The 18524-nt window shown below is 34.7% G+C and carries 17 protein-coding genes and 2 rRNA genes; 11 read left to right on the forward strand and 8 right to left on the reverse strand.

From position 1 onward, the window contains the following. Nucleotides 1-312: 312 nt before the first annotated feature. From rpsA to DX009_RS10545, 6 genes are all read left to right on the forward strand, one after another. A complete protein-coding gene (gene rpsA, locus DX009_RS10520; protein ID WP_115084045.1) occupies nt 313-2088 on the forward strand; it encodes a 30S ribosomal protein S1 in 1776 nt (591 codons plus the stop codon). Between the two features lie 110 nt (nt 2089-2198). Continuing rightward, nucleotides 2199-2723 (forward strand): hypothetical protein, encoded by a 525-nt coding sequence (locus DX009_RS10525; RefSeq protein WP_115084046.1) that lies wholly within the window; start codon nt 2199-2201, stop codon nt 2721-2723. Nucleotides 2724-3087: 364 nt separating this feature from the next. Continuing rightward, on the forward strand, nt 3088-4017 hold the full coding sequence (locus DX009_RS10530) for a glucosaminidase domain-containing protein (protein ID WP_115084047.1): 930 nt from the start codon (nt 3088-3090) through the stop codon (nt 4015-4017). 520 nt (nt 4018-4537) lie between these two features. Then, the gene (locus DX009_RS10535; RefSeq protein ID WP_115084048.1) at nt 4538-4792 is read left to right on the forward strand and encodes a filament-A percursor; all 255 of its coding nucleotides are present in this window, start codon (nt 4538-4540) and stop codon (nt 4790-4792) included. A 10-nt stretch (nt 4793-4802) separates the two neighbouring features. After that, nucleotides 4803-5357: a hypothetical protein gene (locus DX009_RS10540; RefSeq protein ID WP_115084049.1), complete on the forward strand. Its 555-nt coding sequence runs from the start codon at nt 4803-4805 to the stop codon at nt 5355-5357. Between the two features lie 539 nt (nt 5358-5896). Next, the gene (locus DX009_RS10545) at nt 5897-6829 is read left to right on the forward strand and encodes an RsiV family protein (protein ID WP_115084073.1); all 933 of its coding nucleotides are present in this window, start codon (nt 5897-5899) and stop codon (nt 6827-6829) included. Between the two features lie 279 nt (nt 6830-7108). On the opposite strand, the gene DX009_RS10550 is transcribed toward DX009_RS10545, so the two are convergent. Beyond that, nucleotides 7109-7489, reverse strand: coding sequence for a hypothetical protein (locus DX009_RS10550; protein WP_245944636.1), 381 nt, complete (start codon nt 7487-7489; stop codon nt 7109-7111). A 26-nt stretch (nt 7490-7515) separates the two neighbouring features. Continuing rightward, nucleotides 7516-8643 carry a sugar transporter gene (locus DX009_RS10555; RefSeq protein WP_115084051.1) on the reverse strand — a complete coding sequence of 376 codons (1128 nt, stop codon included), beginning with the start codon at nt 8641-8643 and terminating at the stop codon, nt 7516-7518. Between the two features lie 896 nt (nt 8644-9539). On the opposite strand from DX009_RS10555, the gene DX009_RS10565 reads away from it, so the two are divergent. The 5 genes from DX009_RS10565 to DX009_RS10585 all read left to right on the forward strand — a co-directional run bounded on the left by DX009_RS10565 (nt 9540) and on the right by DX009_RS10585 (nt 13648). Then, a complete protein-coding gene (locus DX009_RS10565) occupies nt 9540-10145 on the forward strand; it encodes a hypothetical protein (RefSeq protein WP_115084052.1) in 606 nt (201 codons plus the stop codon). 677 nt (nt 10146-10822) lie between these two features. After that, the gene (locus tag DX009_RS13390; protein WP_181792357.1) at nt 10823-10978 is read left to right on the forward strand and encodes a hypothetical protein; all 156 of its coding nucleotides are present in this window, start codon (nt 10823-10825) and stop codon (nt 10976-10978) included. After that, nucleotides 10975-11628, forward strand: a complete 654-nt coding sequence (locus DX009_RS10575; protein WP_115084054.1) for a hypothetical protein — start codon at nt 10975-10977, stop codon at nt 11626-11628. The genes DX009_RS13390 and DX009_RS10575 overlap by 4 nt, the downstream gene beginning before the upstream one ends. A 356-nt stretch (nt 11629-11984) precedes the next feature. Beyond that, nucleotides 11985-12617, forward strand: a complete 633-nt coding sequence (locus DX009_RS10580) for a hypothetical protein (protein WP_115084055.1) — start codon at nt 11985-11987, stop codon at nt 12615-12617. A 668-nt stretch (nt 12618-13285) separates the two neighbouring features. Beyond that, nucleotides 13286-13648, forward strand: a complete 363-nt coding sequence (locus tag DX009_RS10585; protein ID WP_245944637.1) for a hypothetical protein — start codon at nt 13286-13288, stop codon at nt 13646-13648. 18 nt (nt 13649-13666) lie between these two features. Here the strand turns inward: DX009_RS10585 and DX009_RS10590 are convergent, their stop codons facing one another. The 6 genes from DX009_RS10590 to DX009_RS13460 form a co-directional block, all read right to left on the reverse strand. After that, the gene (locus DX009_RS10590) at nt 13667-13816 is read right to left on the reverse strand and encodes a DUF4113 domain-containing protein (RefSeq protein ID WP_245944638.1); all 150 of its coding nucleotides are present in this window, start codon (nt 13814-13816) and stop codon (nt 13667-13669) included. A 133-nt stretch (nt 13817-13949) separates the two neighbouring features. Beyond that, complete coding sequence (locus DX009_RS10595) at nt 13950-14492, reverse strand: hypothetical protein (RefSeq protein WP_115084056.1); 543 nt, start codon at nt 14490-14492, stop codon at nt 13950-13952. Next, a complete protein-coding gene (locus tag DX009_RS10600) occupies nt 14492-15463 on the reverse strand; it encodes an AHH domain-containing protein (RefSeq protein ID WP_115084057.1) in 972 nt (323 codons plus the stop codon). The genes DX009_RS10595 and DX009_RS10600 overlap by 1 nt, the downstream gene beginning before the upstream one ends. Next, complete coding sequence (locus DX009_RS10605) at nt 15460-16539, reverse strand: hypothetical protein (RefSeq protein ID WP_115084058.1); 1080 nt, start codon at nt 16537-16539, stop codon at nt 15460-15462. Before DX009_RS10605 ends, DX009_RS10600 begins: the two co-directional genes overlap by 4 nt. A gap of 311 nt (nt 16540-16850) precedes the next feature. Next, nucleotides 16851-16963 (reverse strand): 5S ribosomal RNA (gene rrf, locus DX009_RS10610). A 143-nt stretch (nt 16964-17106) separates the two neighbouring features. Continuing rightward, nucleotides 17107-18524 (reverse strand): 23S ribosomal RNA (locus tag DX009_RS13460); the annotation flags it as partial.

Raw genomic sequence — 18524 nt, forward strand, 5'->3', positions numbered from 1 at the left:
TCTCAGAATTGAGACTTGCTTTCGTACTCTTGCCAGCAACCTACATAGATAATCAGGCTGCTGTACAAATACACAACGATTGTCTTATATACATATACTTTTCTAATAGCAAACTCATTAATATCTATATTCTCCACACCATTTATAGAAGGAGGGCAATGATTACAAAAAAAGAAAAATAATCAGCAGAACTTACTTATTTACAGATTATTATTAGTAACTTTGCACCCTAAGTGGGGTTTATACCCCCACAAGAGAGTATTTTCACATAAAGTCTAACTTTATTAATTACAAACATTTTTAAAATCATTTATGACAAATTTCAAAGACGTCAATCCCTTGTCAGACTTCAACTGGGAGGAATTTGAAAACGGTGGAACCGTTAGTGGCGACAAAAACGAACTAACAAAAGCTTACGACAACACCCTAAACAAAATCCAAGAACACCAAGTTGTAGAAGGCGTTGTAACTTCCATCGACAAAAAAGAAGTAATAGTGAACATCGGCTACAAAAGCGATGGCATTATACCAGCATCAGAATTCCGCTACAATCCCGAACTAAAAGTAGGAGACAAGGTTGAAGTTTACGTTGAAAACCAAGAAGACAAAGGTGGACAACTTATTCTTTCACACAAAAAAGCACGCCTGCAAAAGAGTTGGGAGAACATAAACAAGGCTCTCGAAGACGATGCTGTTATTCAAGGTTACATCAAGAGTCGCACCAAAGGTGGTATGATTGTTGATGTCTTCGGCATCGAAGCATTCCTTCCAGGTAGCCAAATTGACGTTCACCCAATACGCGACTACGATATGTTTGTGGGCAAAACAATGGAATTCAAAGTAGTAAAAATCAACCAAGAATTCCGTAACGTGGTTGTTTCACACAAAGCACTCATCGAAGCAGAACTTGAAGCACAACGCAAAGAAATTATATCTCACCTCGAAAAAGGACAGATTCTCGAAGGCGTTGTTAAAAATATTACATCGTATGGAGTATTCGTTGACCTCGGCGGCGTAGACGGACTCATTCACATCACAGACCTTTCATGGGGACGCATCAACGACCCACACGAAGTTGTTGAACTCGACCAGAAAATCAATGTCGTTATTCTCGACTTCGATGAAGAAAAGAAACGCATCGCACTCGGCTTAAAACAACTCGCACCACACCCATGGGACGCACTCGATCCAAATCTTAAAGTGGGCGACCACGTTAAGGGTAAAGTCGTTGTTATGGCTGATTACGGAGCATTCGTTGAAATTCAACCAGGTGTAGAAGGATTAATACACGTTTCAGAAATGAGCTGGAGCCAACACCTACGCTCTGCACAAGAATTTATGAAAGCAGGCGACGAGGTTGAAGCAGTTGTACTCACACTAGACCGCGACGAACGCAAAATGTCTCTCGGCATTAAGCAACTCAGAGAAGACCCATGGGAAACCATCGAAGCAAAATATCCTATCGGCTCTAAACATACCGCTAAAGTACGCAACTTTACTAACTTCGGTATATTCGTAGAACTCGAAGAAGGCGTAGATGGACTTATACACATCTCTGACTTGTCATGGACTAAGAAAGTGAAACACCCATCTGAATTTACACACGTAGGCGACGAAATTGACGTAGTTGTGCTAGAAATAGACAAGGAAAACCGTAGATTGAGTCTCGGACATAAACAACTCGAAACCAATCCATGGGATACATACGAGTCTATTTACACACCTGGCTCTGTACACACTGGTAAAATTACAGAGGTTATGGATAAAGGCGCCGTTATTACTCTCAACGAAGGTGGCGAAGGATTTGCAACTCCTAAACATCTCGTGAAAGAAGATGGCACACAAGCACAACTCGGAGAAGAATTACCATTCGTTGTTATCGAATTCGTGAAAGATACAAAACGTATCATTCTATCACATTCAAGAACATACGAAGCACCAAAAGAAGAACAACCAAGACGCCAACGCAGCAACAACAAAAAACATGCTGAACAAGCTTCACAAATAAACAACGTTGCAGCAGGAACATCGCTTGGCGACCTTGGTGTACTAGCCGACCTCAAAAAGAAAATGGAGGAAGGTAAGTAATTCCAAATAAAATTCATCTCATCATAACACAGGCTGGGGACAAAAAGTACCCAGCCTTTCTTTTTTTCATCAGCATTATAGAAAAAATAAAGGACATCAAGTAAAGAAAAATGGTAAGAAATAAAATAATCAAATTAAGCACTATTATTGGGACTTTATTTTTAATTGTTATTTGCTTTAATAGTCCCTTTTTTATTGATTTGTCTAAAGAGAAAAATAATATGATAATTAAAGACAAATTGAATACAAAGCGTACAGTATTGTCTTCTCTATTCAATACTAAGGCAAACTCAAAACTTTCTGTGTATATTATTTGGGACTCGTATGATGTTAAGAATTTGCCTAAGGAGATACCGCACCACAAAATTCTTTATACAAAAAATAATTATCTCATAAAAAGATTATTGCAGGTATCTTTTTTATACACAGGAGGAGATATGTCTACACTTAATAGCAGACTTATTATAATTCAAGATGGATATAAATTATATGAGAGTCAAATTATATTAAGTAAGGAAGATATTGGTTTACAAAATAATATCACAGGATGGATTGTGCCTGAAAAGAAAAATGATTTAATTTCAATAATTTCAAAATTTAACAAATATAAATATCCATTTCTCATTATTAAATAGTTTCTAATACGATACCATATACCAGTAATGTCCCAGATTAGGAGTTGTGAAAATAAGGTCTTGAATATAAAGATTATCTGATAAGTTAGGAAATGGAGGCAGGGGGTAACATTCTGCCTTCGCATTATTTTCGCAATTACAACAAAACAATATGCAGAAAGTACCGAAATGAAGGAATGTCATTATGGCGCGATTTCACTTTATGATATCTGACTTTTTGGGTTATTATAGCATTTGCCAGAAGCATAAAGCCGTTTTTATCAGCATCACATCATACGTTTTTTTAACTTTTTTAAAACTTTAAGCTCTCAACTTCAGCAGAAATAATGTATATTTGCAGTCCACACATTTACGAACAAAAGGTATGAAACGACTCCTCACCATTATAATAGCAACCATAATAAACATTTGTTGGACTACAGCGGCAACAAAAATAAAATGGAACCAAGCATACCAAAACTATTTTAACAAATATAAAAACATCGCAATCAGAGAAATGAAACGATACGGAATACCTGCAAGCATAACTCTTGCACAAGGTGTTCTAGAAAGTGCTGCCGGAAACAGCCGATTGGCAACCGTTGCTAACAACCACTTCGGAATTAAATGCCACGATTGGACCGGACCAACTATTGCACAAGACGACGACGAACAAGGAGAATGCTTCAGAGTATATGGCAGCGCAATTGAAAGCTACGAAGATCACTCCAAATTTTTAAGAGGACGAAAACGATACAGCAGCCTGTTTCAACTCGCAATTACCGACTACCGAGGTTGGGCACACGGATTAAAACAGGCTGGATATGCTACCAATCCGGTATACGCAAACAGCCTGATTGACATAATTGAGTTGTATAGACTATACGAATACGACACAATGAAACCGAACAAAAACGATGACTTCGTTCCAAACGACAAACTAACAAGGAAAGAAGACATTGATATGCGAACAAGACAGTTCAGAGCTTTCAACGACAACTGTTATCTTACGGCGCATGCAGGCGAAACATACCAAAACATTGCAAGAGAAATTGGTATAAAAGCCCATAAACTGGCAAAATATAACGAACAACCCGAAGACTCTCGACTTAACGAAGGCGAAATTGTGTGGCTAAGAAAAAAGAAACATCACGTGCCAGAAAACTTCAACAAACAATATCACACTGCAAAAAGCAACGAAAGTTTGTACGATATTGCCCAGCTATATGGAGTTCGACTAAAGAACATAATAAAAGCTAACAAAAAAATAGCCAAACGAGGACTTAAAGCCGGAGACAAAGTTAAGCTGCCATAAAGCTTACTTTAACTCCTGCATGGCTAACAAACAACACAAGTTAGATGCAACAGACAGATAATTGTCTATAAACTAAACACTTAACGCTGCTCCATAGCAAAACAAAATGGGCGCATTTTAATGAATAGAGTGCAAAATGTTTTCTACATTTGCAACAACTGCCTTCTGCCAACATTATATGGAATGGCAACACAAACCGTTCTAAAAAAATATTGCAGAACTATGCATCGCAAATGTATACAACAAACATCACAAAATACATTTTTAAAATATACAAACAAACACAACAACAAGCAATTTAAAATGTAATTATAATTCGCCAAACAATATCCACAAAAAGCCAACGTTATGCTAACAGACAAAGCATAAAATTTGCACAAAAAGAAAACATCTGCCCTATTTTAAAGTGTGGTGAAATAAGGCAGAATTAGCACACACAATGTTGCAACAACCTGTTAAATAGGCAGTAACACTAACCGCACTCAACAATAAAAACAACTAAAAAGTGAATTTCTTAGTGATGAAAACAACAATAAATTCTTTAATTGAACTGACTGCCATTTCCAACAATGAAAATAGAATAGAACTATATAAGGCAATGGCTCAGAAACTTAAAAATGCAACAAAACAAGAACAAAACCATCTGTTGAAACACTTTTACTCTAACCTCTGCGGACTAATGGCACATTCGGAAATGGAAAGCAACGAATACAATAAACTAAATATCCTCTTAAAGCATTTACAGAATATATGCCAAGCAAGCCAACAACCGTAAAGCACTGACAATGAAAAAGATATTCAATATAAAAGTAACAATTTGGGGGAAATGGAAAATTATACTCATCGCCATCATCTCCTCTGGTTTATGCACTTACGCATACAATATTGTTTTCTCTGGCAAACCAAACACCTATCACATCGTGAAAGTATTGGGAGGACTAATTGTAATTTCATTCATCTCAATATACAAGACACTTCTTTACACCTTAAGAATTGAAATAGACGATGTTAGCATAGCTTTCTACAAACAAAATGTGCTGATTTATAAGAACACAAAAGAAAAATTACGCAACCTAAGAATATTAAAAAACGCAAGAAACGACATTGTTGAACTAAAAATTTGTTTCGAAGATAGAAACTTCATCTTGTATTCGCCAATAAAATTACAGTCGAAAAAACAAAAAATAAACAACATAGAAGATGTTTTCCACTATCTTGTTAAAAACTACAACCTTAAACGCAAAAAAGTTTATGGCAAAGTACTCGGATTTGGAAAGAAATTCGAAAACAAACTTATAAACGAATACTGGAATAAAAAATATATAACATCTGACAGTTGAAATAAAATATTGAAAACAAAATCACCCACAATTAAAACTGAACCACCCACATTGCAACAAACTATTAAGTCTTACTGCAACCTAACATCAAATTATAGCATTCAGCCATTAAATCATCATTAGAGTTTGCCTTCCTGCACAACAAAAACTGACAAACAAACAAAACCTGCCCATTCAGTTTCTCACTCCATACCATTCTTACAATAAGAATAACGAAAAAGTAGCGAAAGTAAACAAGAAAAATTAATTATTATTCATCAAAAAAATAATTATTAATCCAAAATTCATAATTATTTTTTTTATAAACTCCCCGTTATATAAACTTTATGGCATAAACATCGCCCAGATAACACAAATATTTAGAATAATAGTGGTTCCACTTATGCTAAGCATTTTTTAGCAGTCTACAACTAAGTGCCTATATTTCAGATTATTAAAAACACACACTTACTAAAAATATATTGCACAAAAAACAAGGCGATGTTTGCAGAATATGCTGGAAATTATTATTTTTGTACATACTTACAAACATAGCACGTATGAATAATAAACGCAAACTGTTAATTTTTGCCTCGCTTATATTGGTTTTAACAATTGTAGGTTGCAAAGATAGTAGAGCCATATCGGTAAGAAAAGTGGCAAATAGAAAGGTATATCCTTCTCAAAAAACAAAAACTGTTGTAATAAAAAAGGAAATTCCACTGGTTGTCGATTCAATTGGTAAATCGTATCATACCAAAACAGCTGATTTAGATTTTGCATATTCTTTTCCAACTTCAGGACCTCGTCCCTTAATCGATTCAATTCGTGCATACCTTTCGTCCGAACTGCTTAGTTGCACCGCTATATATTCAGACGAAAAAGTTAAAACCAATGCCTACAAAAATATTACCGATGGTAAAGGAATGATAAACTATTATGCAAAAGCAACTTTTAGAAAGTTAAACAGCATTTTAGGTAAGCAAAAAGACGAAGAAGTTGCATGGACGCCTGACATTGCGATGTTTGTAATGAAGCAACACGAAACAAAACGATATGTAACATATTTATCATCGTATATGTCTTATTTAGGTGGACCGCATGGAGGCGGAGTTGAATATGGCGCAACTTTTAATAAAAAAACAGGCAAAAAACTTAAAAACGTGCTGAAACCGCATAGCGAAAAAGCACTTCAGCCCATACTTCGAGAAGGTGTTGCAAGCTATTTTAGAGATATAGAAAGCCACAACGAAAAAGATAAAGCAAAAATAGAAGCAGAGGTAAAACAGCAAATGGAGAATCTTTTTATTGAAAATGGGATAATTCCACTACCCCATAACACAGCTTACCTATCTCCAAAAGGAGTTGTTTTTATATATAGTTTCTACGAAATTGGTGCTTATGTCATTGGAACACCAACTTTTGTGGTTCCATATAACAAGATAAAGAATTTTTTAACACCCGAAGCTCGCCATCTTGCAGAAATCGAATAACATCAGCACACACAATGCCCTCTTATAAAAGCAGCAAAACTCTGCAAAATATGGGGGTGTCATAATTATTAACTCCGCAAAACCTGTAATGTATAATATTCGGCGAACATTCCGAAAGGTCTATTTATTGCGCAAAATATATATCAACGAACACTCCGAAAGGCGTAGGGGCAGATTTATCTCGCCCGTATATCATTAAAGAAAAACATATTCAAACTCCGCAAAACGTGGCGTACATAATATTCAACAAACACACCGAAAAACGTGTAATATATAAATCTACTGTAACTTCTTATCTTTCGGAAACTCCTTGTCAACAATCCTCTTGATGATATAGTTACGAATGAGCAAAGGAATACCGAAAATAAAAATCAACGGAATGAATACTGGCACAAGAAGATGTAAGTAGAGATTAGCTCTCCTTGACCTGAATGTTTCACCTTCAAGATGATTACCTATCGGTATAGAACTTACTTCATTCCCAAAAAAATAAAGCCACAGAGAGATAAGAATGATAATAGAACCTATCACATAGATATTGAAAACTGCCTTCTTAACTATTCTCGGTCGTTCCTTTTCTGGCACTCGTTGCAAAGAACGTACAGACTTAGCTATATTATTCGCACGGGAGAACTTGTCGCCAAAGAGCCTCTTTATCATTTCATTCATAATTTTTAATATTAACTTCAACTGCCTTGAAGTATAAAATAATAAGGGATTCCAGGATAATTGACATCGTCTCTTTCAAACATCTGTAGTCCTTCAAAGAAAACATTGTCGTCATTAGTAAGCTTGTCGCAGACTTGATTATGAATCTTGTAAATAAGTTCAGATGCTGTAAAACAGCTGCCATTGTCTGCTTGCAATAAAATCTTTTCTTCCCTTGAATCTTCCAGTTCATCGTCCCAAAACTCAAACTGCACCAGGATACGACTACCAATCAGTTTCAGCTCATTAGTCCAAATATTAGGGATATATCTGCCTGAAAGTTCTTCATTATACGCTTGTAAAGCATCTGCAAATAAAGCCAACGATGAATATCTCTTTTGTCTGAAGCTCCACGCAATTCCGCATAGCAATTCTTTTGGAAATCCTGTATTTTTGTCTATTTCCACAGTCTTTACTAGTTGAGATTCTTCTGACAAGGCATCTGTATAGAAACGCCCCGTATCCTTGCCGTACTTCAAAGCCAATTCATAATACGTTATACTAGAATCTTCACCTATCATATCGTAAATGCGCTTTCGAAGATCCGGCAATAGGCGAAGGTCGTGATAGTTTATTCTATCGTTATAGGCATTATATCCTTGTAACAGCAAAGCACTGGAATAATCTATACTACCCGACTTCGTACCCCTAATTTTATATTCCTCTTCCTGCTGGCGAGACAATTCCGTCCGAAACTCGAGTTCACCACGTACAAGCGAAACCCCATCATCATTACAAAGGAAAAACTCCGGGAATTCTAAAGCATGGTAATCTACAGCTTCATAAGCATAATGCGTCCAATCAAACCCGTTTCTGTTTCTACGGTTAAAGCTGGTTTTGTAGATGAAGCAACCAGGGATAATAAATTCCCGACTATTTAATTCTGGTGTATCGGAAATTTCTTTATATACAGCAACCAGATAACAATCAGAGAAGAAATTAAGAACACTATTTTTTTCAACGTGCTTCGTAAGTCGCCCGGATATATCTACAAGAATTTTGCCAAAAAAATATTTCTTGTAATAATCATTGTAGACATAAAAAATATCACCTTCTTTTATATCCTTCTTGGCATGGGTTACGCCTCTGTTTAACTTGATAGCCATAAATCTCTTTATTACTTCATTACGTTTATTTTCTAAATTATCAAGACCTCAATATATATCAATGAAATATTGTTCTATGCTGTACGTTGGGAAACAATAGTACTAAAATGCAAAAATAATTATATCTTTTGAGATGACATCATTTTATTTTTAATTTCTATTTGGTAAAACTAAATTCGCATATAATTCATTGCGAAATAGCTTATATAGGCGATTCCGTATTAACTTTTGAAATTCAGTCCATCATGAAACAAATCAAATTGGTAGTGTCCTAAAAGTAAGTGAAATCTATCTTTGTTTTACACTATGTATTACCAGTTTTTGCATTGATAAAAATTCCTGTTATATATTGTTTTTTGTTTCTTCCATAGCAACACTCGTTAAAAGTAAAAATACCGACTTGTTTGATGTCATTGATCTTCTCGCTTTTGTCGTTCTCCTATATTTTAAATGGAGTCTTTCAGTCCTACAACAATAAATACACAAACCAGACTTTACGAAGAATAAATAAAGCTATTTTTTAAAACTAATAAGAAATGAAAAAAATATAATATAAATCTATCAAATTTATAATTATAAATTTTATTTTTATAATTATAAATTTAAAATTAGTAATTACAAAAAAATAATTCAGTCTTCCCCGCAGAGTCAAATTGCTCCATGATTGAAAATAATCCCCCCCAAAAGGAGTGCGTCTCTCAGATTTAATTTGTATCTTTGCCATATATATCGTCGGATTCTCTTGTTTTTTTTGCAACACTAAGATAAGTTAAAATTCTGACATGGCAAAATCTTGAGTAACTTTTTGTTGCTCAGGTATTTAAAAAGTTTAATTTATAATAGTGTTGCGAAATTAAGGTATAAATAAAATAAATTATGAAGAGAATTCTTTAATAATGAGTTTAATCTGTCTGATTATAACAGGATGCTCAAACAACAATGATCTTAACAATGTTGTCGATGAAACAAAGACAATCAATTTGGCAAATTATGAAAAAGTTGTTTACAACAACAGAGAACTTTTATCTAATTGGGCATATGCCAAACAAGACGCTCTAGAAAAGAATACAAGGGCAGCAAATATAGCAGAATCTGAATATTTTGATAAATTGAAAGTAAATTTACTACCATCTGCTTTACAATTTGCTTCCGATCTAAACATAACAAAGGAAGATCTTGAATCCATGATTGGAGTAAAAATCTATAACAACGAAGAATATGAAAATACTCTTGTGGGATTGATGTTATTTGTAACTACTACAGATTGTTCGATAATCGATGATGGGTCCAAGACTACTAGAGGTAGATCTTTCAAAGATTGTTTCTTAGAAGCTACAGGGATATCTGCTGGTGCTGCTATTGTTGGAGGATTGGCAAAAGGAACTGTATCAAAAGCTGTAGTTAGAGCTACTTTGAAAATGGTAGCAAAAGTTGGTACCCGGACTCTATCTGGTGTTGGTCTGGCATTGATCGCTGCAGAAATAACTTGGTGTATGTGGTAAATATGGCATCTATTTCCAAAAATATATTCGACATATATTCCAGCACATTTTATCAATGTGTAGTAATCATTAGCTTGATTATAATCTTGGGTTATATGATATTGGAAATATGTACAGGTTCATTTTATTATAAAAATGCATTAATCAATATATGGGTTTTAATACCGTGCCTAACTTATATTATAGGGAAAAATAATAAGTATAAATACATAATAATGTGGATAGTATTATTTTCTCAAATAATGTTAGCATTATGGGTTGCAAAATAATACGTTAAAAGCACTAATATATGTAAATGAAGTAAATGAGTATGTACATGTGATTCAGTTGCCAAATAACTTAATATATCTATTCTAAGAGATTCTCAAGAAAATCAAAAATAGAACAAAAACAGTAGGGGAAAACAAACCAATAATTTCTCTTACTGTTTTTATCATTTTTTTCTATTTCTGATTATGTAATCCTCCCTTAAAAACTATAATAAGATCCTTTACTTTATGTTTGGCAAAACTAATTTTTGATAATAAAACTATGAAATATCAGAGTAAATAACTACATTTGCAGTTGTGCACTTTTGTTTGACAACGTACAATAAAGACAAAATTATTTCTGTACAAAATTCAAAATCGATAGAACAGGGCGTAAGTAAATTTGGAAATCGAAGGGGAACTTTTATTATGATATCTAAAGAAGGAGTTAGCTATTCTAGACATGTAAGCATTTATAATGGGAAAGAAGTAGTAGGCGGTAATAGTAATATGCATGTAAGTCAGGCTAAAGTTGTATACCTTTATGTAGCTGATGAAACAAAAAAGAAAGGAAGAAAACAATGAAAAATGTATTTTTTTTATTGCTGATTTTGCAATATTCAGTTTGTGTATATGCACAGAGTGTCTGTGCTCCTAAAATAGAACTTAGGGTGCACTTGAAATCTCTTTTAGAAAAGGATACATTAGCTTATGAACACTTTTTAATGCTTAAAAGAGTTATTTGTAGAGATAATTATAAAGACATTAATGAATTAAGAAGAGGAAACAACAAACAATTTAAACTACAAAATGCAAATAGCTTATGTGATAAGCTACGCGAAAAAGGATATCTGTTTTTTTTCGTGATAGATAAAGATAAATTGCTTAATATAATTACGAGTAAATGTGGGCAAGAGATGATAAATAGCAGGAATAATCTTTCTGATGATTTTTTACTTCTTGACGATAGAAATCTTATTAGTGAGGCAGTTAGTTTCCCAAGCGATTATAATAGGAAAATATTTTTTGATATAATTTCTGATTATGCAAACTATTACTCTTGTTTTGATTACTGGAAGACTGGTGAAAATGATCAAAGAATTATAGAACAGATTTTGAAAAGGTATCCGTACATAACAAAAATATGGTATAAACAAACTCCCATAGAGGATATTGTTTTACCAGAAACAATTGATAATGCGAGTAATACTCCAAATCGGGAGTTATCCCAATAACTACCTGATTCTTAAAGAATGAGCATTAAGATTCAAAATATGATGTCATACACTCTAAAATATGACGTCATAAATAAAAGAGTAAAAAACGTGGTACGAAAACGCAAGCCACAATAGAGATAGAGAACAGAATGTATAATATTAAAACTACAAGTCTATGGTTGTACGTTGTCAAACAAAAGTGCACAACTTTACCTCCAATTAAGTTGTGGGTTTTAGTTAGAATTATCAATAAAAAAGTATATTTGCACAATGACAACAAAAAGAATTTTTGATAATAAAACAATGAAATATCAGAGTAAATAACTACATTTGCAGTTGTGCACTTTTGTTTGACAACGTACAATAAAATAATTATGAACAAGAATTATATAAAAAAAATATGGTGTACTGACTTAGGATTGTCTCCTTTCTCAAATAATCAATTTTATAATATTCTAGAATGTATAATCATAGGGTGGAAATTGATTCCAATGCCTAATAAGTCTGAATATAAACCACATCTTGTTATTTACCCTTTATGGGAAAATACATTTAACAAATGCATGGATAGTCCATTGCTATTAACGCCGATGAAACATAAAGGTATCGATTTGTGTGTTTCGTATGATGAAGAAAAAGAAAATGTTCATCAAATAACAGCATATTGTAGTAAGATAATTGAGTTAGGAAAAGACATACATTCAACAACATTTATTTCTTATCTAAAAGAAAACTTCAACAATCCAAATGTCAAAAGTAACTTTTTATTGCAAATCAAACTCTTCAGACTACTATATGGAATATATTTATATCTTGACAAAATGGAATTAGCAGAAAATATCTACACAACCCTAAAGTATGAATCCTGTTTATGGGATAAGGAAATTTTTTATTATTGGTATGGAAAGTTAGATACTTGGATAGATTCTATGAGTAATTTAAAAAATAATAGAGAGCATTTTATAGCAAATATTCAGAAGAATTCAAAAGAGAAAAAAAATACTTAATATAAAACGCATATCATTTATGTGATGGTAGTACTCCAAATTGAAGTTATCAAAATAATTATCTGATTTTCAATGGAATTTTAATGATTAGCCGTAGAGGCTAGAAATATTCTCTGCCTCTACGTTAATTTTGTAATCCAAAACAAAGAGAAACTGAACTTACGAAACGCTTCGTCACTTTATGTTTCAGATTTGAGGGTAAGTTTTTATTCCTCATTACATTTCTATGAAGATTGTACGTATTCAAACAAAAGTGCACAACTTTACCTCCAATTAAGTTTTGGGTTTTAGTTAGAATTATCAATATAAAAGTATATTTGCACTATGACAACAAAAGAATTTTTGATAATAAAACAATGAAATATCAGAGTAAATAACTACATTTGCAGTTGTGCACTTTTGTTTGACAACGTACACAAGAATATGAGGTCTTTCGCCATAAACAAGATGTAGAATATATATCTGATTTCAATAAAGAAATAAAACGATTAAAAGGAGAAAAATAGTTTTATATAAAACACTTAGGTATCATTTAATGTATCACACTTTACTTTCTTCCAGAGTATTGCAGAAGAGAAATAAAAAATTACTACGAACATTTATAACAAAATAGGAATTGTATGAAAAAAACTGCCCTCACCTTTCTCATGTTAATATCATCTATCACTATGATAGCCCAAACTAAAAAATACTATTGCGAAGTCAAAGGTATTGAAAAAGAACTATCAGCTGGATTAAAAATTGTTTTTGATTTTGGAAACAATCCCGTGTACTCTGCATGGGGTGGACTCAAAAACAAACAAAAATTAGTTGATGAAAAAGGAGAAGAAATCCCATTTAACAGTATGGTTGATGCAGGTAATTATATGTCTAACAAAGGTTGGACTTTCGTTCAAGCATATACATCTATTTATGAGTCTAAATCTATAATTCATTGGATATTCTACAAGGAGGCAACAAGTCCAAAGGAAGCCGTTAAGGGAATAATGACTAAAGATGAATACAACAAAGCAAGTAAGGTAGAAGAATAGAAAGTCGTAATAAAATTTTTATATCTTGATAGTCATTATTTCGTTGATATCTGTAAGATAATTTGGAGTTCGTTGTTCACATTTGGCTGCCCACTTTTGGTTTTCCACACCTTCTACCCTCAGTAAAATGGTTTTTGTTCCATAACGTTGGTTGATTTTATCTATCATCTGCAAATTCAGTAATGAGATGATGTGTACACGCAAGAAGAACATTGAAAGGCTTAGTTGCGGATTTGAGGGTATGCTAAGTTACTACTATCCAGTGCCAATTGTTTTCATTAGTTCGGGATAATGGTAGAAGCTAAAAAAAACACTTTGCTTTTACTTCACATTTTTCCATGTCTATACCTGTTAAATTAGCCTCAGAAATAGCTTCGGAAAGTTCATCCGTCATAAACGTAAAGGTTGGAAGCTGACTAATTTTAAATATTGATGGATATGTTCTATCTTTCTTAAACACATATTTTTCGATATTCATAATTCTTCCATCAGAAAATCTGTTTATGATAGATTTTGACTCATTCAAAACATCTTCAAGGATATTCTTGGCAAGGAGGATGACAAAAGGTTCACTTTCAACAAGAATATCAATTGACAAAACCAAATCAGAAGAAATGGCTGGACGAATCTTAGGGATTGCAGATTTCCTAATAACAGGAATTGCACCAATTAAGAAAGGACAATCACTGATAGGCTTATCAGAGTTTTCCCAATGATAATTGAATTTACGTATGGATTCATAATCGTCAAAATTGAAGTCTTCAAGAAAAGACATCAAAGGTGTTCCATCGTATGCTATTGTTTTATAGTTATTGTTCGTACTATATAATTTATATATATTCATTATGATACTGTGCTAAATGTTTTATTTACCTTATTTATTCCTTCTTTATATAGTTTTATTTTTCCTTTATATAAATCGGATTTTACTTTGTCTAATACTTCATAGCAATCTTTCTTACTCTTACATTGCGAGAACATTTGTTCTATGTATTCATAGTATTCTTGCTTATGACTACCGCGATGAATAACTCCCCTAAGGCCACTTCCGTCGGATGATGGTAGAAAAATACCATTCATAGGGTCATTTATGTCAATCCCATATTGTTCTAATTTTTTGCCGGCAATTGGGGTTTCGTTACCAACAACATGATGGGCCTGATTTCCATTCTTAAGGGTGTTTTTTGCATACTTTCCATCATTACCCATAACTTTCAACATATTTTCTCTTAACACTTTAGCGTCCTTTATACCAGTCTCCTTTATGATGATTTTTTTGTTTTTTATTATTTTTAAATATTGGGGACTGGTAATGTATTGATTCTTTGAAGATATTATTATGCGAGTGAATGTCTTGGAAATTTCTTTTCCAATCTTTTTTGAACATGCTCGTATTTCTTTAGAATAGTTGTTGTTGACAGAAGCCTTTTCTGCCATTTTCTTAACAACCGATTTCTCAGTATGAGCAATTTCCTTTTTCGCACTAACCATGCCATAACGTAGAAGCGAGCCTAATTCTTTCTCTTCTATTTCTTTTAATAAGTTCTTGCGTACAGCACTTCTAATAAGTTGCTTTGCCGACGCTTTTCTGACATAGTCCTTACCGATTTCCTCTGCACCAGACTTAAAAGCATCTTTCAATATTGATTTGTTGGTAGCTTCTATTCCTTCTTTCGTCAATACTTTAGCCTCTCTCTTAAACAGACCTTTTGCTCCTTTATAGACTGTTTTCACCAATTGCTTTTGTGCAAAAGACGAATAAGGTAAGGCTAGTAAAATGGAAAAAACAAATATTATCAGTTTAAAGTTTTTCATAGATTCTCGGATATGGATTTATACAATTTGTCACTATTCTCATCAATATTCTTAAAAACTCTTCCAGTATAGTATTTCAGATATGCCTGGCGTATTTGGAAACCAATGTTCTCCATACAGGCATATTTGACAACTTCATCTGATTCAAGCTTTTGTGATTTTATATCATCCAATGTAACCTTGACATCATAAAGTAAATTACCTGCATCATATGCCCACGCTACAGCAGTGCCGACACCACCACTGCATGCTCCTAATATAGTAGGAACTACCCAATCCTTTAATATAGAAGTAGTCATTTCCTCTTTTTCTTTTTCTGTAAACTTCTTTACTTCACGTACGCATTTCTTTGCCAACAGTAAATCCATTGTTGCTTGACTGATACGTGATTCACTTTTGAAATCACCCTTTCCTATGATGTCATTATAATAAGTGTTTCTTTGTACAGCCAAAGAATCTAGATATGTGTCAATATATTTGGCAACACATTCTGTATATTTGTCGTTGTCAATATTCTCATTCCATATTCTTTCAAAACTATCACTTCCTGTACCCAAAAAGAATTTTATCTTTCTCCAATTCATGATTCCTCCCGCATACTTATTCATCACTTCATCCATATCTTTCTCAAGCAAAGAATCGATTTCTACCTGCATAGCTGGAATAATGAAATTAACGAATGCTTTCTTATGGGAGATTGCGTTTTCCTTAATCTCTTGGTTCAGTTTGGCGAGGTAATCATTTTTTGTGTCTTTGTAATAAGGCGTTAAAGCTTTATCAGCTGGTGTTTTTTTCACCTTTTCCTTGACTGCCTTTATAGTATCAAAACTACATTGTCCTATAATGGGGACAATGTTTTCAACATATAAAGTGTCAAGGAACGGATATTGTTCTCTATTGTCCACAAAAAACTGAGCCCCCTCTGTTGGAGAAAGGTCTGCAAGACTATTAATGGCATCCTCTGGGGTTAACTTTGATTCATCAGATGAAGAACTTACGTTACAAGAAGATAAACCTATTAAAATTGATAAATAAAATAATATGACTTTAGTTGATGAACTATATCTTTTAAACATGATCTTATTGTTTTTTGTAGTTCCTTAATTCCACAACACTATTATAAATTAAACTTTTTAAGTACCTGAGCAACAAAAAGTTGCTCTAGATTTTGCCTTGTCAGAATTTTCACTTATCTTAGTGTTGCAAAAAACAAGAGAATCCGACGATAGACATGGCAAAGATACAAATTAAATCTGAGAGACTCACTCCTTTTGGGGGATATTTTCCTACTGAGCCGTTCCATCTCTACAACGTGTGCGGTATCAACTACTACACCCCGATAAAACAAAAAAGCCCTGACTACTTTCGTAATCAGGGCTATTAAGAAAAAAGGCAGCTACCTACTCTCCCACATTGCATTGCAGTACCATCGGCGCAATCGGGCTTAACTTCTCTGTTCGGAATGGGAAGAGGTGGAACCCCGACGCAATAACCACCTAAAATAATGCTAGTGTTAATAATATATACGATATTATAGAATAAATATAATAAACCAAATATAAAATACACTGTATAAGTGACTATGCCACAAGCAAAAACTAAATAAAGAAAAGTAAAAATACGATTCTTAAAGTATAAACACACTGAATGAAAGTTTTGGGCAATTAGTAGTGCTCGGCTTTGACATCGCTGTCTTTACACCTACACCCTATCAACGTCATAGTCTATGACGACCCTTATGAGGAGTTCTAATCTTGCGGAAGGCTTCGCACTTAGATGCTTTCAGCGCTTATCCATACCAGACTCAGATACCCAGCGGTGCACCTGGCGGCACAACTGGTAAACCGGAGGTCTGTCCACCACGGTCCTCTCGTACTAGTGGCGGCACCACGCAAAACTCCAACGCCCACGATAGATAGAGACCGAACTGTCTCACGACGTTCTGAACCCAGCTCGCGTGCCACTTTAATGGGCGAACAGCCCAACCCTTGGGACCTTCTCCAGCCCCAGGATGTGACGAGCCGACATCGAGGTGCCAAACCACCCCGTCGATATGAGCTCTTGGGGGGGATCAGCCTGTTATCCCCGGAGTACCTTTTATCCTTTGAGCGATGCAGTTTCCATACACTTGCACCGGATCACTATGCCCCAGTTTCCTGCCTGCTCGGCATGTCTGCCTCCCAGTCAAGCGCCCTTATGCCATTACACTCTATGAGGTCGGTTACCAATCGACCCGAGGGCACCTTTGGAAGCCTCCGTTACGCTTTTGGAGGCGACCACCCCAGTCAAACTACCCACCAAACAATGTCCACGAAAGTACGTGTTAGACCTCAGACAGCCAAAGGGCCGTATTTCAAGGATGGCTCCACACACACTGGCGTGCATGCTTCAAAGCCTCCGGCCTATCCTACACATCGGATGACCAAGGTCAATGCTAAGCTGTAGTAAAGGTTCACGGGGTCTTTTCGTCCCATCGCGGGTAATCGGCATCTTCACCGATACTACAATTTCACTGAGATCATGATTGAGACAGCGTCCGGATCATTACACCATTCGTGCAGGTCGGAACTTACCCGACAAGGAATTTCGCTACCTTAGGACCGTTATAGTTACGGCCGCCGTTTACTGGGGCTTCAATTCAAACCGTCGACATACATCTAAGCTCTCCTCTTAACCTTCCAGCACCGGGCAGGTGTCAGGCTGTATACATCATCTTTCGAGTTAGCACAGCCCTGTGTTTTTGTTAAACAGTTGCCTGGACCTATTCTCTGCGCCTCATTAAAAATGAGGACCCCTTATTCCGAAGTTACGGGGTCAATTTGCCTAGTTCCTTAACCATGAATCTCTCAACGCCTTAGTATGTTCTACCCGACTACGTGTGTCCGATTACGGTACGGGTTGCTCAAACATTAAGCTTAGCGGATTTTCTTGGAAGTATGATTACCTGTACTATCAAAGCTCTCCGAAGAAAACTCTGTACTATAGAAGATCAGCTCTAAATGCGGATTTGCCTACATCTATCTACACCTAACTTCTTTAACGCCCCGTAAGGGCGCGACAG

Origin of the sequence: Prevotella pallens (assembly GCF_900454935.1) — a bacterium.
GTDB lineage: Bacteria > Bacteroidota > Bacteroidia > Bacteroidales > Bacteroidaceae > Prevotella > Prevotella pallens.

Excerpts from the sequence above, each read along its gene's own strand:
- DX009_RS10540 (WP_115084049.1), top strand. The coding sequence starts at position 4,803 with ATGAAAAAGATATTCAATATAAAAGTAACAATTTGGGGGAAATGGAAA.
- DX009_RS10525 (WP_115084046.1), top strand. The coding sequence starts at position 2,199 with ATGGTAAGAAATAAAATAATCAAATTAAGCACTATTATTGGGACTTTA.
- DX009_RS10585 (WP_245944637.1), top strand. The coding sequence starts at position 13,286 with ATGATAGCCCAAACTAAAAAATACTATTGCGAAGTCAAAGGTATTGAA.
- DX009_RS10595 (WP_115084056.1), bottom strand. The coding sequence starts at position 14,492 with ATGAATATATATAAATTATATAGTACGAACAATAACTATAAAACAATA.
- DX009_RS10545 (WP_115084073.1), top strand. The coding sequence starts at position 5,897 with ATGAATAATAAACGCAAACTGTTAATTTTTGCCTCGCTTATATTGGTT.
- DX009_RS10580 (WP_115084055.1), top strand. The coding sequence starts at position 11,985 with ATGAACAAGAATTATATAAAAAAAATATGGTGTACTGACTTAGGATTG.
- DX009_RS10550 (WP_245944636.1), bottom strand. The coding sequence starts at position 7,489 with ATGATAAAGAGGCTCTTTGGCGACAAGTTCTCCCGTGCGAATAATATA.
- DX009_RS13390 (WP_181792357.1), top strand. The coding sequence starts at position 10,823 with ATGATATCTAAAGAAGGAGTTAGCTATTCTAGACATGTAAGCATTTAT.
- rpsA (WP_115084045.1), top strand. The coding sequence starts at position 313 with ATGACAAATTTCAAAGACGTCAATCCCTTGTCAGACTTCAACTGGGAG.
- DX009_RS10535 (WP_115084048.1), top strand. The coding sequence starts at position 4,538 with ATGAAAACAACAATAAATTCTTTAATTGAACTGACTGCCATTTCCAAC.
- DX009_RS10555 (WP_115084051.1), bottom strand. The coding sequence starts at position 8,643 with ATGGCTATCAAGTTAAACAGAGGCGTAACCCATGCCAAGAAGGATATA.
- DX009_RS10605 (WP_115084058.1), bottom strand. The coding sequence starts at position 16,539 with ATGTTTAAAAGATATAGTTCATCAACTAAAGTCATATTATTTTATTTA.
- DX009_RS10600 (WP_115084057.1), bottom strand. The coding sequence starts at position 15,463 with ATGAAAAACTTTAAACTGATAATATTTGTTTTTTCCATTTTACTAGCC.
- DX009_RS10590 (WP_245944638.1), bottom strand. The coding sequence starts at position 13,816 with ATGATAGATAAAATCAACCAACGTTATGGAACAAAAACCATTTTACTG.
- DX009_RS10575 (WP_115084054.1), top strand. The coding sequence starts at position 10,975 with ATGAAAAATGTATTTTTTTTATTGCTGATTTTGCAATATTCAGTTTGT.
- DX009_RS10565 (WP_115084052.1), top strand. The coding sequence starts at position 9,540 with ATGAGTTTAATCTGTCTGATTATAACAGGATGCTCAAACAACAATGAT.
- DX009_RS10530 (WP_115084047.1), top strand. The coding sequence starts at position 3,088 with ATGAAACGACTCCTCACCATTATAATAGCAACCATAATAAACATTTGT.